Source organism: Actinoplanes sp. NBRC 103695, from assembly GCF_030269485.1.
Classification (GTDB): domain Bacteria; phylum Actinomycetota; class Actinomycetes; order Mycobacteriales; family Micromonosporaceae; genus Actinoplanes.
The window spans coordinates 361,144-376,370 of sequence record NZ_BSTL01000007.1 but is presented as its reverse complement, the minus strand read 5'-3'; the positions used below and the strand labels follow the sequence as shown (position 1 = coordinate 376,370).

Annotated in this window: 13 protein-coding genes and 1 pseudogene; 6 read left to right on the top strand and 8 right to left on the bottom strand. The window is 71.7% G+C overall.

All coding sequences use genetic code 11. The annotated features are described in order from the left end of the window. Nucleotides 1–67: 67 nt before the first annotated feature. Nucleotides 68–2,212, bottom strand: coding sequence for an ATP-dependent DNA helicase UvrD2 (locus QSK31_RS15055; protein WP_285684413.1), 2,145 nt, complete (start codon nucleotides 2,210–2,212; stop codon nucleotides 68–70). Nucleotides 2,213–2,294: 82 nt separating this feature from the next. Between QSK31_RS15055 and QSK31_RS15050 the strand changes: the two genes are divergently transcribed. Next, on the top strand, nucleotides 2,295–2,558 hold the full coding sequence (locus QSK31_RS15050; protein WP_285684412.1) for a mycoredoxin: 264 nt from the start codon (nucleotides 2,295–2,297) through the stop codon (nucleotides 2,556–2,558). Between the two features lie 228 nt (nucleotides 2,559–2,786). Here QSK31_RS15050 and QSK31_RS15045 read toward each other — a convergent pair whose 3' ends face one another. Beyond that, the gene (locus QSK31_RS15045) at nucleotides 2,787–4,727 is read right to left on the bottom strand and encodes an Ig-like domain repeat protein (protein WP_285684411.1); all 1,941 of its coding nucleotides are present in this window, start codon (nucleotides 4,725–4,727) and stop codon (nucleotides 2,787–2,789) included. Nucleotides 4,728–4,842: 115 nt separating this feature from the next. Here QSK31_RS15045 and QSK31_RS15040 point away from each other — a divergent pair, with 115 nt between their 5' ends. Next, a complete protein-coding gene (locus tag QSK31_RS15040) occupies nucleotides 4,843–5,109 on the top strand; it encodes a hypothetical protein (protein ID WP_285684410.1) in 267 nt (88 codons plus the stop codon). Nucleotides 5,110–5,843: 734 nt separating this feature from the next. Here QSK31_RS15040 and QSK31_RS48795 read toward each other — a convergent pair. From QSK31_RS48795 to QSK31_RS15015, 6 genes and pseudogenes are all read right to left on the bottom strand, one after another. Continuing rightward, nucleotides 5,844–6,149 (bottom strand): annotated as a pseudogene (locus QSK31_RS48795) (Ig-like domain repeat protein); the annotation flags it as partial. Between the two features lie 295 nt (nucleotides 6,150–6,444). Beyond that, the gene (locus QSK31_RS15035) at nucleotides 6,445–6,810 is read right to left on the bottom strand and encodes a hypothetical protein (RefSeq protein WP_285684409.1); all 366 of its coding nucleotides are present in this window, start codon (nucleotides 6,808–6,810) and stop codon (nucleotides 6,445–6,447) included. After that, the gene (locus QSK31_RS15030) at nucleotides 6,807–7,286 is read right to left on the bottom strand and encodes a hypothetical protein (protein WP_285684408.1); all 480 of its coding nucleotides are present in this window, start codon (nucleotides 7,284–7,286) and stop codon (nucleotides 6,807–6,809) included. Before QSK31_RS15030 ends, QSK31_RS15035 begins: the two co-directional genes overlap by 4 nt. Nucleotides 7,287–7,313: 27 nt before the next feature. Next, on the bottom strand, nucleotides 7,314–8,264 hold the full coding sequence (nudC, locus tag QSK31_RS15025) for an NAD(+) diphosphatase (RefSeq protein ID WP_285684407.1): 951 nt from the start codon (nucleotides 8,262–8,264) through the stop codon (nucleotides 7,314–7,316). Beyond that, the gene (locus tag QSK31_RS15020; RefSeq protein ID WP_285684404.1) at nucleotides 8,264–9,580 is read right to left on the bottom strand and encodes a M16 family metallopeptidase; all 1,317 of its coding nucleotides are present in this window, start codon (nucleotides 9,578–9,580) and stop codon (nucleotides 8,264–8,266) included. The genes nudC and QSK31_RS15020 overlap by 1 nt, the downstream gene beginning before the upstream one ends. Continuing rightward, a complete protein-coding gene (locus tag QSK31_RS15015; protein ID WP_285684402.1) occupies nucleotides 9,577–10,872 on the bottom strand; it encodes a M16 family metallopeptidase in 1,296 nt (431 codons plus the stop codon). The genes QSK31_RS15020 and QSK31_RS15015 overlap by 4 nt, the downstream gene beginning before the upstream one ends. Nucleotides 10,873–11,036: 164 nt before the next feature. Here QSK31_RS15015 and QSK31_RS15010 point away from each other — a divergent pair, with 164 nt between their 5' ends. The 4 genes from QSK31_RS15010 to QSK31_RS14995 are packed head-to-tail and all read left to right on the top strand — an operon-like array spanning nucleotide 11,037 to nucleotide 15,198. Further along, nucleotides 11,037–11,381: an effector-associated constant component EACC1 gene (locus tag QSK31_RS15010; protein WP_285684401.1), complete on the top strand. Its 345-nt coding sequence runs from the start codon at nucleotides 11,037–11,039 to the stop codon at nucleotides 11,379–11,381. Nucleotides 11,382–11,384: 3 nt separating this feature from the next. Then, nucleotides 11,385–12,674 (top strand): YqgE/AlgH family protein, encoded by a 1,290-nt coding sequence (locus QSK31_RS15005; protein ID WP_285684400.1) that lies wholly within the window; start codon nucleotides 11,385–11,387, stop codon nucleotides 12,672–12,674. 5 nt (nucleotides 12,675–12,679) lie between these two features. Next, nucleotides 12,680–14,803, top strand: a complete 2,124-nt coding sequence (locus QSK31_RS15000) for a hypothetical protein (RefSeq protein WP_285684398.1) — start codon at nucleotides 12,680–12,682, stop codon at nucleotides 14,801–14,803. 5 nt (nucleotides 14,804–14,808) lie between these two features. Then, nucleotides 14,809–15,198: a hypothetical protein gene (locus tag QSK31_RS14995; protein WP_285684396.1), complete on the top strand. Its 390-nt coding sequence runs from the start codon at nucleotides 14,809–14,811 to the stop codon at nucleotides 15,196–15,198. Nucleotides 15,199–15,227: the final 29 nt, after the last annotated feature.

Here is a 15,227-nt window from a genome sequence, read left to right as displayed (position 1 = left end):
GACCGGCCCTCAAGGTGTGCGTTGAGGCTATGCCGCGCGTAGCAGCGAGAGCAAACGAATTAACGGACTAGTTTTCAAAGTTTTCCTGAGCAAGATCATCTGGGCTTTCACCAGCCACCAGAGCGAACACCGCGGCGCCGTACTGACCCAGCTTGCGAGGCCCTATCCCGGCGATCGCGAGCAGCTCCGCAGGGGTGCCCGGCTTGCGTTCGGCAAGGGCCACCAGGGTCGCGTCGGTGAACACCACGTACGCGGGAACGTCCAGTTCAGATGCGGTCCTCCGGCGCCAGTCGAGGAGCCGATCGTAGAGATCCTGGTCGATGTCCGACGGACAGGTGGGGCAGCGGCCGAGCTTGCGGTCAGCGCCGGCGAGCAGGGTGGCGCCGCAGATCCGGCAGGACGACACCTTCGAGCGGCGGTCGGGTTTGCGACTGACACTGGACACGCCCGCACGCTCCGGTCCGCCGGTGCCGCGCCGCTCCAGCTGCGGCAGGAAACGACAGGGACGCCGGGCCCGGCCACCGCCCGAGCGGGTCTGCCCGTACGACAGCCAGAGCCACTGCCGCGCCCGGGTCACCCCGACATAGAGCAGCCGCCGCTCCTCCTCGATCTGTTCGGTGGTCTTCGCGTACGTGGTCGGCAGCGTCCCGTCGGAGAGCCCGACCAGAAACACCGCGTCCCACTCCAGTCCCTTGGCGGAGTGCAGCGAGGCTAGCGTCACCCCCTCGACGGTGGGCGCGTGCTGCTGCTCGGCCCGGCGCTGCAGCTCGGCCACGAAGTCGGACAGCGACGGATCGCGCTGTATCGCCGCGCCGTCGCCGACCGGCTCGATGGCCGGCGTCTTGGCGTGCTCCTCGGCGAGCGCGACCAGGGCGGCCAGCGCCTCCCACTGCTCACGCGCGGCGCCACCGGCTGGGGGCTGGCCGCGGGCCCAGCCGAGCGCGCTCAGCGCCTCGACGACGGCCTCGACCAGCGGCGTCTCGCCGGAGATGGACCGGGTCGCCGAGCGCAGCGCGATCATCGCCCGCCGCACCTCGGCCCGCTCGAAGAACCGCTCGGCGCCCCGGACGACGTACGGCACCTCGGCCTCGGCCAGCACCTTCTCATACGTCTCGGACTGCGCGTTGGTGCGGAACAGCACCGCGATCTCGCTGGCCGGGGTGCCGGTGCCGATCAGCTCCTTGCAGCGCCGGGCGACCGCGGCCGCCTCGCCGGGCTCGTCCGGGAAGATCTTCAGCTCCGGCTCGGCACCGGCCGGTCGCTGCCCGACCAGCTCCAGCCGCAGCCTGGCCTCGCTGCCGCGGGCCTGCTTGATCACCGCGTTGGCCAGGCCGACCACCTGCGGCGTGGAGCGGTAGTCGCGGACCAGCCGGACCACCACGGCGTCGCGGCGCTGCCGGGGGAAGTCGATCAGGTAGGCCGAGGTGGCGCCGGTGAACGAGTAGATGGTCTGGCTGGCGTCGCCGACCACGGTCAGGTCGTCGCGGCCGCCCAGCCAGGACTCCAGCAGGCGCTGCTGGAGCGGGTTGACGTCCTGGTACTCGTCGACCACGAAGTGCCTGTACTGCGCGCGGATCTGCTCGGCGACGTCGGAGTGCTCCTCGATGCCCCAGACCGCGGCGCGCAGCATGTCCTCGAAGTCGATCACGCCCTGCCGGCGCTTGAGCTCCTCGTACGCCGCGAAGACCTCGGCGACCTTGGCCGGGTCGTACGGCGGCTCGCGCAGCGCCTTGGCCGCGGCCACCGGGTACTCCCCCGGCTCGACCAGGGACGACTTGGACCACTCGATCTCGGCGGCGAGGTCGCGCGCGCCGGTGCGGTCGGCCCGCACGTTGACCCGGGCGGCGGCCAGGCCGACCAGCCGGGCCTTGCTCTCCAGCAGCTCGGGCATCGCCCGGCCCTCGAGCAGCCGCGGCGCGAAGTAGCGCACCTGGCGCAGCGCGGCGGAGTGGAAGGTGCGCGCCTGCACCCCGGCGGCGCCCAGCGCGGTGAGCCGGGCGCGCATCTCGGCGGCGGCCCGCGCGGTGAACGTGACAGCCAGCACGTGCCGGCCGCTGATCTCGCCGTTGATCGCGCGGTAGGCGATGCGGTGGGTGATCGCCCGGGTCTTGCCGGTGCCCGCGCCGGCGAGGATGCAGACCGGACCCGCGGGGGCGGTCACCGCCTTACGCTGATCGGGGTCGAGCCCGGCGAGCACACGTTCCGCTGTCACAGTCGGGAATCATGACACCCGGGTACGACGTTCCCTGGGATGGCACCGTGCCGAGTGACACAGGCCGAGAGGAACGCGACCGATGTTGACCATGTACTCCACCACGTGGTGCGGCTACTGCTATCGGCTCAAGACACAGCTGGACCGCGAGGGCATCGCCTACGAGGTGGTCGACATCGAGCAGGACCCGGCCGCCGCCGAGTTCGTGATGGGTGTCAACGGCGGCAACCAGACGGTTCCCACGATTCGCATAGTCCCCGATGGGGGCGGCGCCGAGATCGTGCTGACGAACCCCTCGATCATCCAGCTGAAGAGCGCTTTGGCCGGCGCCGGCGTCAGCGGCTGATCGAACGCCCTCGGCGCCGGGCACGCGGCCCGGTGACAGCGCGGGCAGGCCCCGGCTCATCGCCGGGGCCTTTCGCGTTTCGCAGGACTCGCGTCTCGCCGGACCTTTCGCTCCTCGCCGGCGCCCACAACGCAACGGCGGGCCGAGAATCCCGGCCCGCCGCTACACGCTTTGCTCTGAGCACATATACGCATCACCCACCCGGACGCCGCGGCTCGGCGATCAGGCTCAGCGCACGCGTCGCCGCGGCCTGCCCACGGCGACCAGGCCGGTGCCGCCCATCGCGAGCAGGATGCCGCTGAGCAGCAGCACGCTGACCGACGGACCGGTGACCGGCAGGCCGGCCCCGCCACCGACGGAGACCGTGAGCACCATCGCCCGCGGGCTGCCGTCAGGCGCGATCCCTTGCGCCGCGACGGTGTGCTTCCCCGCCGACAAGTTCTCCGGCAGCGTGACCGGCGCCTCGAAAGAGCCGATCGCGTTGGTGGTGAAGCTGCCGAGCAGGACCGGCTCCGAGTAGAGCGTCACCACGACCGTGGAGAACGGCGCGAAGCCGGTGCCGATGAACACCAGGCGCTGACCGGGCTCCGCGACGGTGATGTCCCCGTCGGTGGTGGTCAGCGTCAGGTCGGTCGTGGGCGGTTCGGACGGCGGCGTCGGGGCCACGACGGTGACCTCGTTCGACGGCTCGCTGGCCGGTGAGTCACCCACGGCCGAATGGGCGACAACGGTCACCGTGTAGGTGGTTCCCGCGGTCCCGCCCAGCAGACAGCTCGTCTCGCCGGTCGTGGTGCAGACGGCGGGGCCGGGGCCGGCGGTAGCGGTGTAACCGGTCACCGCCGCGCCCGTGGACGGCGGCTGCCAGCTCACGACGACCGACGAGACACCACCGACCGCCGTGACGTTGCCCGGCGCGCTGGGAACGCTCGGCGGCACGGTCTCCGTGTCCGTCGAACCGGCAATGCCGGCGTCGCCGGAGTACGTGGCGGTGGCCGTGCCCCCGGCGACATCGGTCACCGTGACGCAGGCCTTCCCGTCGGAGTCCAGGACGGCCGTCTGGTTGAGCCCGCCGAGCCCTGTGAAGGTGACGGTCCCGGTCGGCGCGCCGGAGCCACCCATCGAGACCGCGCCGTCCCGGCCCGCCTTGTCGGCGATCAGGGCGACGGCGGAGTTCGCGAGCGAGGCCGGGGCGGCATCGAAGGTCACGGTGGCACACAGCTCGACCGAGGCGCCGGTACGGACGGCGGTCAGCACGGTCGTCGTGGTCGGCGCCGGGTTTACCGTGACGGCCGCCGTGCCCGTCGATCCGGCCATCCCGGAGTCACCGTTGTAGGTGGCCGTGACGGTTCCCGTCGCCAGGCTGGTGGTCGTGATGCAGGCCTCGCCGGCCCCGTCCAGAGCGACGGTCTGGTTCAGCCCACCAGGGCCGGTGAAAGTCACCGTGCCCGTCGGCATGCCTGTACCGGGGGCCGTCACGGTGACGGCGGTGCAGATCTCGACCGATTCACTGGTCACCGACGGATCCGGCGTCGCCGTGACCGCCGTGCTGGTGTCGGCGGGATTGACCGTCACACTCGCTGTACCTGTCGACCCGGTCACCACCGAGTCGCCGCCATAGGTGGCCGTGACGGTTCCCGTCGCCAGGCTGGTGGTCGTGATGCAGGCCTCGCCGGCCCCGTCCAGAGCGACGGTCTGGTTCAGCCCGCCCGGACCCGTGAAGGTCACCGACCCGGTCGGCGTACCCGAACCAGGCGGGGTAGTCGCGACAGTGGCGCACACCTCGACCGACTCACCCGTCACCGAAGGCTCGGGCGCCGACACCACCGTCGTGGTCGTAGCCGCAGGATCGACCGTGACACTGACCGTTCCAGTCGACCCGGCCCTCCCGGAGTCACCGTTATACGTGCCCGTCACCGTCCCGGTCGCCAAAGTCGCCGTCGTCAGACAACCCTCACCAGTCCCATCCAGAGCAACCGTCTGATTCAGCCCACCCGGACCCGTGAGAGTCACCGTCCCGGTCGGCGTTCCCGAACCAGGCGCTTCCACCGTCACCACGGCACACACCTCGACCGGCTCCCCCGACACCGACGGATCCGGCGACGCGGTCACCGCCGTGCTCGTAGCCGCAGGATTGACCGTGACAGTCGCCGTACCGGTCGACCCGGCCATCCCGCCGCCACCGTTATACGTGCCGGTGACCGTCCCGGTCGCCAAAGTCGCCGTCGTCAGACAACCCTCACCAGTCCCATCCAAAGCGACCGTCTGATTCAGCCCACCCGGACCCGTGAAAGTCACCGACCCGGTCGGCGTACCCGAACCAGGCGGCGTCGCCGCGACAGTGGCGCACACCTCGACCGACTGGCCGGTCACCGAAGGCTCGGGCGCCGACACGACCGTCGTGGTCGTGGCGGCCGGATTCACGGTGACGCTCACGGTCCCGACGGATCCGGCCATCCCGGAGTCACCGTTGTACGTGCCGGTGACCGTCCCGGTCGCCAAAGTCGCCGTCGTCAGACAACCCTCACCAGTCCCATCCAAAGCGACCGTCTGATTCAGCCCACCCGGACCCGTGAGAGTCACCGTCCCGGTCGGCGTTCCCGAACCAGGCGCTTCGACCGTCACCACGGCACACACCTCGACCGGCTCCCCCGACACCGACGGATCCGGCGACGCGGTCACCGCCGTGCTCGTAGCCGCAGGATTGACCGTGACAGTCGCCGTACCGGTCGACCCGGCCATCCCGCCGCCACCGTTATACGTGCCGGTGACCGTCCCCGTCACCAGAGTCGCCGTCGTCAGACAACCCTCACCAGTCCCATCCAAAGCGACCGTCTGATTCAGCCCACCCGGACCCGTGAAAGTCACCGACCCGGTCGGCGTACCCGAACCAGGCGGCGTCGCCGCGACAGTGGCGCACACCTCGACCGACTCACCCGTCACCGAAGGCTCGGGCGCCGACACCACCGTCGTGGTCGTAGCCGCAGGATCGACCGTGACACTGACCGTTCCAGTCGACCCAGCCCTCCCGGAGTCACCGTTATACGTGCCCGTCACCGTCCCCGTCGCCAAAGTCGCCGTCGTCAGACAACCCTCACCAGTCCCATCCAAAGCAACCGTCTGATTCAGCCCACCCGGACCCGTGAAAGTCACCGTCCCCGTAGGCGTACCCGAACCAGGCGCCTCCACCGTCACCACGGCACACACCTCAACCGACTCCCCCGACACCGACGGATCCGGCGACGCGGTCACCGCCGTACTCGTAGCCGCAGGATCGACCGTCACCGCCTCCGAGTCGGTGGCCGGGTCGTATGTTCCGTCACCGCTGTACGTCGCGGTGACCGTGCCCGTGGTCAGCACGGTGGTGGTCGCGCAGCCCTCGCCTGCCCCGTCGAGCGGCACTGTCGAGTTCAGCCCGCCCGGGCCGGTGAAGGTGACCGTCCCCGTGGGGGTGTCGGGCAGGCCCGGTGCTCGGGCCTCTGGTGCCGGTGCCGTGACGGTGGCGCAGAGAGTCACTGTCTCCCCGGTCACCGACGGGTCGGGCGAGGCGGTGAGCGCGACGGTCGTGGACGGCGGCTCGGCGAAGGCCGGCATCACGCCGACCGACAGGGCGACGATGCTGAACACGAGTGCCAGCGCGCCCCCGGTGCTGAGCCTCCGTGCCCGCCGACGGCCGCGGATGCGCCCTTGCCAGCTGTCCCACGCCGAACTTGTCAGGGAGCCCCAGTTTCGGGCCTCCACCGCCCACCGACGCCACTCGCTCAGGCGGCGGCGACAGAATTCTGTCACGCCCATTTACTGCTTCCCCCGTAGTGCTTCCATATGTTAACGGTTTGTACATGGTGCACTACAGAGGGTCATATCGCCTAGTAGTGCAGAAATAACACTTCTAGAGCGCCGCGATCAGCTCGTCCAGCTCGTCGTCGGTCAGCGCCAGCTCCTCGACCAGCGTGGCGAAGAGCAGGACGTGCACCTTGACCGCGGACGCCCGGTCGATCTCGCCGGTCGGCACCTTCTCACCGAGGGCCGACCGGATCAGCATCTCCGCCTCCCGCACCGGCACGAGTTCGGCGTGCCGGCGGGTGGCGGCGCGGACCGAGCCGGTGATCGCGGCGAGCGGCGCGTCCGTACGGAATCGCAGCTTGACCGCCGCCCGGAAGGCCGCGGCGAAGATCTCGTCGGCGTCCTCCCCAGGAGGCTCGGGCGCGACCGTGTTGGTCGCCGTGGCCCGCAGGAACTCGGTGGCCGCGCTCATCGCGGGCCCCGGACCGGCCGCGGCGAGGAACGGCGCCAGGGCCGCCCGTCCGGCGGCGGATCGAACCGCGCCACCCGGGTCTCGGCCTGGGCGACCAGCGCCTCCAGCAGCTCGGCGCCGGTGATCGCGCCGTCCGCCGCCGCGCCCTGGGCGAGGTCGCCGACCACCACGATCATCATGCCGACGCGGCGCTCGTCCGGGATGCCGGCGACCAGTTCCGGTTCGCCCAGCACGGAACGGATGACGGCCTCGAGCTCGCGGGCGGCGACGCCGTCGGACGACACCCCGCGCCGTTCGAGCAGGCCGCGGACGTACGGCGTGACGTCCCGCGGGTCGCGGCCGGCGAAGCATCGCCGGACCGCGACCGCGAACACCTCACGCATCAGCCGGGCCGGTCCCGGGCGCACCTCGACGGGCGCACGGTCCTCGTCCCGCAGTGAGGTCAGCACGAGCTGACCGGCTGAAGTCGAGATCACATAGCGGACTTTACGGACTTTATGGAATCAAGGCCGGGATACTGGCAAACCACCCAGCCAGGTCTCGATCAGATAGAGCGCGATCGAGGCACTCATCGGTAGCCGTACAGATACTCCGGTCGCCGGATCGCGGTAATCATCGGCACGCATCGCGGTGATGTCGGTGCGGGTGAACCATCGCGCCTCGGCGATCTCCGCCGGGTCCACCACGATCGGGTCGCTCGCGTCGGCACGGGCGGTGAACCCCAGCATCAGGGAGCCCGGGTACGGCCAGGCCTGACTGCCCTCGTACCGCAGATCGCGGACCTTGACCCCGACCTCCTCGAGCACCTCGCGGTGCACGGCGGCCTCCGCCGACTCGCCCGGCTCCACGAAACCGGCCAGCGTGGAGAAGCGCAGCGTGCCGTCCGGCATCCGCCACTGGGCGTTGCGGCCGAGCAGGCAGCGACCGTCCGGCCCGGCGACGCCGTCGTGGATCAGCACGATCATCGCCGGGTCGGTGCGCGGCCACATCTGCCGGCCGTCCGGGTCGGTCCGCGACCAGCCCGCCTCGGTGATGGTGGTGGGCAGCCCCGACCGCGGCGAGAACAGATGCGAGGCGTGCCAATTGACCAGGGCGGCCGCCGCGCTGAACAGCCCGGCGTCCCGGTCGTCCAGCCGATGCCCGACATCCCGCAACGTCACGCCGGTGGCCTCGGTCATCGCCGGGAGCGGCGCGTCCACCGTGAAGACCGGGGTGCCGTCCGCGTCCAAGCCGAGGAAATGCCGGTCGCCGCCCGGGGCGGTCGCGTGGTCCAGCAGGACCAGGCTCGCCGTGCCGTCCTCGTTGTCCCGGGCCAGCGCGCGGCCACCGGCCTCGGTGTCCACCACCAGGACCAGGGCGGATTTCTCCGCCTCGGCCAGCCAGTCCGGGTCGCGCCGGTGATGCGCGGCCCGGTCCAGCGTGCTGCGCGCCAGCGGCGGGATGTGCTCGGCCATCAGGCGTCGCGCTCCACCGCGGTCAGGGCGGCCAGCTGGCCCTCGATCCGCTCGGCGTCACCGAGCACCACGGTCACCGCCTTGGCCGGGGCGAGGTACCGCGAGGCGACCTCGGCCACCTGCTCGCGGGTCGCCGCGGCCAGCGCCGCCGAGTGCTCGACCAGGTAGTCCAGGCGCAGGCCGAAGCTGGCGTACATGCTGGCGAGCGCGGCCAGCCCGGCCTGGGTGGACATGCCCAGCCGCAGGGTGCCCAGGGCGTACCGCCGGGCCTGCTCCAGTTCCTCCTCGCCGGGCGGGAGGCTGGCGATGCGGCCCAGCTCGTACACCGTCTCCAGCAGAGACGGGCCGGTCACCTCGGTGGCCACCTCGACCGACGCGACCAGCGACGAACCCGCCAGGAAGTGCTCGATCGAGCTGCCCGGCCCGTACGTGTAGCCCTTGTCCTCCCGGATGTTCTCCACCCAGCGGGACGAGAAGTAGCCGCCGAACACCAGGTTGGCCAGCAGCAGCGGGGCGTAATCCGGATCGGTGCGCGGCACCGCCGGCATCGCCAGCCGCAGCGACGACTGCACCGAGCCGGGCCGGTCGACCAGCAGCAGCGGGCCGGTCTCCAGCGCCGGGATGGCCGGGACGTTGCCGTCCTTGCCGGGGCCGGTCCAGCTGCCCAGCGCCTTGTCGGCGGCGTCGATCGCCTTCTCCGGGTTGATGTCGCCGACCAGCACCAGCACCGCGCCGTCCGGGCGGACCCGGTCGGCGTGCAGGGCACGGAGCTGGGCCGGGCGGACGCCGCGGACCTGCTCGGGCTCGGGGGTCTGCACCGCGTACGGGTGCCGGCCGTAGATCCGCTTGAGCAGCGCCGTGCGGGCCAGGTGGGCGGGCTGGCTCTGGGCGACCTGGATGTGGTCGACCAGCCGTTCCCGCTCGGTGCCCACCTCGTCGGCCGGGTACGCCGGGTCGGTCAGCACCGCGGCCAGGATCTCCAGCGTCCGTTCCAGACCGGCGGCGAGCGTGTTGCCGGTGACCAGCAGCCGGTCCGGGTCGAGGCCGGCGGACAGCCCGCCGCCGACGGCCTGCAGCTCGGAAGCGATCTCCAGGCTGGACATGCTGCCCGTACCCGTGAACAGGGCCTGGGACAGCAGCGTGGCCCGGGGCAGCGGCGCCCGGCCGAACGGCACCCGCAGGCGCAGCTCGACCAGCGGGACCGCGGGCCGCCGGATGGCGATCACGGTCAGCCCGCTGGCCAGCGTGCGCTCGGCCGAGCGGGGCAGTTTGATCTTGCTGTCCGGCGCCAGGCCGGGAAGGACGTGCGTGCTCATGCTCCGGCTCCCGGCTTGACCTCGACGGTGGCGCGACGCTCCGGGCGCAGGGTGGCGGCGGCGGCCACGACCTGCTCCTCGGTCACCTCACCGATCAGTTTCGGCACCTCGTTGATCAGCTCGGGCCGGCCACGCTGCTGTTCCAGCACGGCCATGGGCTGCGCCCGGCCGAGGACCGCGTCGATCTCACGCAGGTGGTGGGTCGCGATCCGGGCTTGGGTACGGGCGAGCTCGCCCGGCCGCAGTCCGTCGGTGGCCAGCCGGTCCAGTTCCTCGTCGACGGTCCGCAGCACCTTCTCCGCGTCGCCGCCGGGTGGCAGATGCGCCTGCAGCAGCAGGGCGGTCGGGTTGCGGACCGCGTACTCGTCGCCCATGAAGCCGAGGTAGCCGCCGATGCTGGTGACGGTGCGGTCGCGCTGCACCAGGCGGTCGACCAGGCGCGAGGCGTCGCCGTCGGTGAGCACCTCGGCGAGCACCGTGTAGGGCAGGTAGCCGGTGAAGTCGCCGATCGGGTCCGGCACCCGCCAGCCGCTGGCCACCGCGGGCAGCGGGGCGAGCCGGTCGGTGTACGACTCGCGGCGCTCGGCGGTGAGGTCGGGCTCGTCGAAGTCCGGGCGCGCCGGGGCCGGCCGGGCGGGCACGTCGCCGAAGTGCCGCTTGATCAGCTCGGTGGTCTTGGCCAGGTCGAAGTCGCCGGCCACCGCGAGCACGGCGTTGCCGCAGGCGTAGTAGCGCTCGAAGAACTCCTCGGCGTCGGCCAGCGTCGCGCTCTCCAGGTCGGCGAAGGAGCCGTACCCGTCGTGCTCGTTGGGGAACGTCGAGAACATCACCGGCGGCAGTTTCAGCCAGGGAAATCCGCCGTACGGCCGGTTGAGGACGTTGACCCGGATCTCTTCCTTGACCACGTCGACCTGGTTGCGCAGGTTCTCCTCGGTGAGCCGCGGACCGCGCATCCGGTCGGCCTCGAGGAAGAGCGCGCGTTCCAGGCCACCGGCCGGGAGCACCTCGTAGTAGTCGGTGTAGTCCAGATGGGTGGATCCGTTGAAACTGCCGCCCGCCCCCTGCACGTGCCGGGCGTGCTCCAGCTTGTCGATGTTGCCCGATCCCTGGAACATCAGATGCTCGAAGAGGTGCGCGAACCCGGTGCGCCCCTCCGGCTCGGACCGGATGCCGACGTCGTAGACCACGGCAACGCCGACCACCGGGGCACTGCGATCGGGTGACAGAACCACCCGCAGCCCGTTGTCGAGCGTGAGTCGTTCGACCGGATACTTGGTCGCGGGAATCTTCATTTTGCGCACCACTCCATGAATCTAGCCCGGCGGCCGGCGGTGCATGCCAGGGCAGGTCGTGTCTCGTGGGTCGGCCACGTGCGAGGCGAGGTCCACGAGACACGACCTGGAAGCGCGGTGCTAACTTTCGCAAGGTCCGGGCAACGAAAGGGTTCAATCTCCCGATGGCCGTTCAGCTGCAACTGACGTGTGAGTCCGAGGCGGATGCCGAGTCGCTGTTCCGATGGCTGCGCGACGAGCCCGGCGCGCGTTCGGACGGGCGGCTGGCCCGCGCCGAGAACCCCGACCCGGAGGAACTCGGCCCCCTGATCGACGTGCTGACCCTGGTCATCGGCACCGGGTTCTCGGCGGCCCAGCTGGTGCTCGCCGTCAAGCAGTGGCGCGAGTCCCGGCCGCGCCCGCCGGAGTTGGTGGTGACCCACGTTCACCCGGACGGTGGCACCACCCGGATCGAAGCGTCCACGCCGGAGGCTCTGGAGACCGCGCTGCGGGAGCTGGAGCGGGCATAGCCGATGAGTGAGGTCGCCAACCCGGCGCTGTCCCAGGTCGTCCTGATCGGCGTGTCCGGCTATCAGCACCTGCCGGAGCTGCCCGCGGTCCGCAACAACGTGGCCGGCTTCGGCGACCTGCTGGCCGACGCCGACTTCTGGGGCATTCCGCCGGAGAACTGCCACGTGCTGCTCGACCCGGCCAGCCCGGGCGAGGTCAGCCGGGTGGTGCGCGAGGCGGCCGCGGCGACCGAACGCGACGGCCTGCTGCTGGTCTACTTCTCCGGGCACGGGCTGGTCGACCCGGCCGACGACGAGAAACTCATCCTGGCGCTGCCCGCCTGCGACCCGGACGCCCCGCACGAGGAGGGCCTGCCGTACGACTGGATCCGCTGGGCGGTGGCCGGCACCCGGGCACGGCGCCGGCTGGTGATCCTGGACTGCTGCTACTCCGGGCGCGCCGACGCCGAACTGGGCACCGGCTTCACCGGCACCGACGCGGTCGCCGACAAGGCCGCCACCGACGGCACCTGCCTGCTGGTCTCGGCGCCGGCCAACCGGCGCGCGCGTGCTCCGCACGGCGAGATCCACACCGCGTTCACCGGCGAGCTGTTGCGGTTCCTGCGCGAGGGTTATCAGCCCGGCCCGCGCGAGGCGACGCCGCCGGCTCTGACCGTGGAGACCATCTGGCGTTCGGTACGCGACGCGATGCTGCACCGCGGCTTCGAGCGGCCGGAGATGCGCGCCCGCGATTTCGGCGCCGCGATCGCGCTGGTGCACAACGCCCGCCTCCCCCGGCGTGACCTGGCCGGGACGGTGCTCTACGCGGCGCCCTGGTTCATCGACGACGAGCTGGGCCAGCGGGCCATCCTGGTGCTGCGGCACAACGCGACCGGGGCGCTGGGCGTCTGCCTGACCCGCCCGGACCGGGAGATCCCGGCTGACTTCCCGGCCGCCTGGCGCTCCCTGATCAGCACCCCCACGCTGCTCTTCCACGGCGGCCCGGTGGCCCGGGACGGCTACATCGTGCTGACCATGTTGCGGTCGGGCGCGCCGCACCCGTTGCGCTTCACCCCCTTACGCGAGCGGGACGACGAGGAGCGGCTGGGCACGATGGCGCTGACCGAGGCGCTGGGCGAGTTGGAGGACACCGTCGACACCGTGCGCATCTTCGTCGGCTATCTCGGCTGGCGGCCCGGCGAGCTGGAGGACTACATCGAGCGCGGCGAGCTGATCGTCAGCCGGCGGCCGACCCGGCAGGTGTTCACGGCGCGCCCCGGCGAACTGTGGCAGTCGCTGCAGGCCGGCCGGTGACGGCCATGACTGACTGGTCCGGCGGAGACGGTCCCGAGGAGGAGCTCAGCGCGGGCGAGGCGATGCTGCTCGGCCGGCTGTCGGCGAGCCTTTCCGGTTCGGAGCAGATCACGCTGATGGTCGGCTCGGGCGTGTCGGCGAGCGTGGTGCCGCGGGTGCCGGGCCTGCTGGAGATCGCCGACCAGTACGCGGCCGGCCGCAACGACGAGGGATCGTTGCAACGCGCGCTGGCGCAGGCTCGGGCGCGGCTCGGTCCGGTACCGGCGATCGACGTCTACCGCGCGTACCGGAGGGTCTTCTCCGACTGGGTCTCGGCCGGCGCCTTCGACGTGATCGCGCAGCAGGCCGTGCTGAAGGCGTACGCGCCGGAGGACCCGATGGAGTCGCCGCTGGCCACCCGCGGTCTGGGGCAGCGGGTGGAGCGCGGCGTCGGCGAGGCGCTGGAGAACGAGCGGTACGGCTGGCAGCTCCCGCGCGGCGTGGAGGCGCTCGGCCACCTGCTCGCGCAGACCGCGGTCGCCTTCGACAACCGGGTGATCACCACCAACTTCGACCCGCTGATCGAGATCGCCGTCCGGCACGCCGGTGGTCTGGCGGTGAGCCTGCCGCTGGACCTGAGCGGCGGGTACGGCGCGTCGGCCGGCGCGGACGGCGCGATCCGGGTCTTCCACACGCACGGCTTCTGGCGGCCGACGCTGCACGTCCGCGGTCCCCGGCTGCTGCACGACCCGGCCCGGATCACCGCCGCCACCGACCTGGTCGACGGCACCGCCGCGCTGATCCGCGGCGACACCGTGTGCGTGCTCGGCACCACCGACTGGGCGGGCACGCTGGCCTCGGCGATCGCGCTGGTCGCCCGGCGCCGCCGGCTGCGGGTGCTGTGGGGCCTCTTCGACGCCGACCCGGACCAGGCGCTGCGGACCGGCGAGCGGCTCAAGCAGCTGACCGGCACCGAGGTGGAGTGTTTCCCGGGCATCGACACCGAGCGGCTGTTCCCGGCGCTGGCCGACCGGGCCGGGGTGATCGTGCCGGCCCGCGAGACCGGGCGGCGGCACGTGGCCCGGCACCACAAGTGGGAACGGGAGCTGGTCACCCAGCCCGACTCGACGCCGCCGGCCGACGTTCCCGGGCTGCTGCTGCAGCTGGAACGCCGGTTCGGCTGGGTGAACCAGCAGCAGGGCACGCGGCGGCCGGCCCGGGTGCTGTGGCCGGTGCGGCTGCGGCCGCGGGCGTCGGTGATCCACATGGTGCAGGCGTTCGTGGCCGGGGCGCTGGCCCGGCTCGGCGTCGAGGTGCGGATGGTGCTGGACGACGTGGGCACCCGGACCGCCGAGTCCGGCGACAGCTTCCGCGCCGACCTGCAGCACTGGATCGGCCGGACCGGGCACGGCGCCCAGGTGCGGTTCGTCAGCCTGGGCGAGTTCGTCGAACAGAGCCAGCGCCTGCCGCGTACGCCGTCGCCGGAGTCCCTGCTCCGGCCGACCGACCCGTGGGGCGTGGCCCGGCGGATCTTCTACAGCGACCGGAACCCGTCGCTGTACAGCATGCTCGCCGCGGTGAAGGCGGTGCCGCACCTGGCCGACTGGGATGCGCTGGAGGCCAACGCCTGGCCGATCGTGCAGGCGATGTTGCGCACCGACGCGAGCCGGCTGCTGATCCCGCTGACCCTGTGGCCGTACCTGAACAGCATGCTGCTGGAGAGCCAGACCGGGGACGTGCTGACGCTGGGCGGCCGGGACGAGGCGCTGCTCTGGGCGTCGTGGCGGCAGACGTTCGGGTTCGGGCCGGGGCACCTCTACAACCCGTACATCAAGAATCTGAAGCACGACGCGCACATGCTGAGCTGGTCCACCCGCGAGGAACTGCGGGAACACCTCTATCGCACGCGCGAGCTGCGCGGCTGGGACTCGGACGGCAGCTACGTGCCGTGGCTCTTCCACAACGCGATGCTGCTGCCGGTCTATCTGACGTCGGCGACGATGCCGCGGGTGGACGACTTCCCGCTGGACTCGTGGGCGGCGTTCGTGGCGGCGATCGAGATGGGCCGGCCGGCGCTGGACGTGCTGGCCGACCACGTGAACGACCTTTATCTGGGCGCTCGCCCCGATGGTCGCGGAGAAGTAACGTAGTGGGCATGACTGCGACCGCGTTACGCGCCGCTCCTCGGGAAGGCTCGGCTTTCCTTCGGGAGAGCGGGGTCTCGGCGAACATCGAGGTCTGCGACGAGGTGCTGGGCGAGGACCTGACCGCCTACCTGGCCGGCGCCAACACCATCGACGAGTTCCGGTCGTGGTCCGCCGGCCCGGTGCTGAGCAGCGACACGGCCGCCCGGCGGCTGTCCGCCGCGGTCGAGCTGATCAGCATCTTCCACACCGTCAACCGCACCTCGCAGGCCGCCTCCTGGCTGCGTGAGGTGGGTGTGGGCGGGCTCGTGCCGGCGCGCGCGCTGCGCGAGTCGACGGGCGACCCGGCGACGGTCAAGGCGCTGCACGAGGCCGCGGAGGCATTCACCGCCGCCTCTTGAGGCCACCCATTATTCCTATCCGCATGGTA

Coding starts and splice junctions, on each gene's coding strand:
- QSK31_RS15050 (WP_285684412.1), top strand. CDS start 2,295: ATGTTGACCATGTACTCCACCACGTGGTGCGGCTACTGCTATCGGCTC.
- QSK31_RS15045 (WP_285684411.1), bottom strand. CDS start 4,727: ATGGCCGGGTCGACCGGTACGGCGACTGTCACGGTCAATCCTGCGGCT.
- QSK31_RS15035 (WP_285684409.1), bottom strand. CDS start 6,810: ATGAGCGCGGCCACCGAGTTCCTGCGGGCCACGGCGACCAACACGGTC.
- nudC (WP_285684407.1), bottom strand. CDS start 8,264: ATGGCCGAGCACATCCCGCCGCTGGCGCGCAGCACGCTGGACCGGGCC.
- QSK31_RS15020 (WP_285684404.1), bottom strand. CDS start 9,580: ATGAGCACGCACGTCCTTCCCGGCCTGGCGCCGGACAGCAAGATCAAA.
- QSK31_RS15015 (WP_285684402.1), bottom strand. CDS start 10,872: ATGAAGATTCCCGCGACCAAGTATCCGGTCGAACGACTCACGCTCGAC.
- QSK31_RS15010 (WP_285684401.1), top strand. CDS start 11,037: ATGGCCGTTCAGCTGCAACTGACGTGTGAGTCCGAGGCGGATGCCGAG.
- QSK31_RS15005 (WP_285684400.1), top strand. CDS start 11,385: ATGAGTGAGGTCGCCAACCCGGCGCTGTCCCAGGTCGTCCTGATCGGC.
- QSK31_RS15000 (WP_285684398.1), top strand. CDS start 12,680: ATGACTGACTGGTCCGGCGGAGACGGTCCCGAGGAGGAGCTCAGCGCG.
- QSK31_RS14995 (WP_285684396.1), top strand. CDS start 14,809: ATGACTGCGACCGCGTTACGCGCCGCTCCTCGGGAAGGCTCGGCTTTC.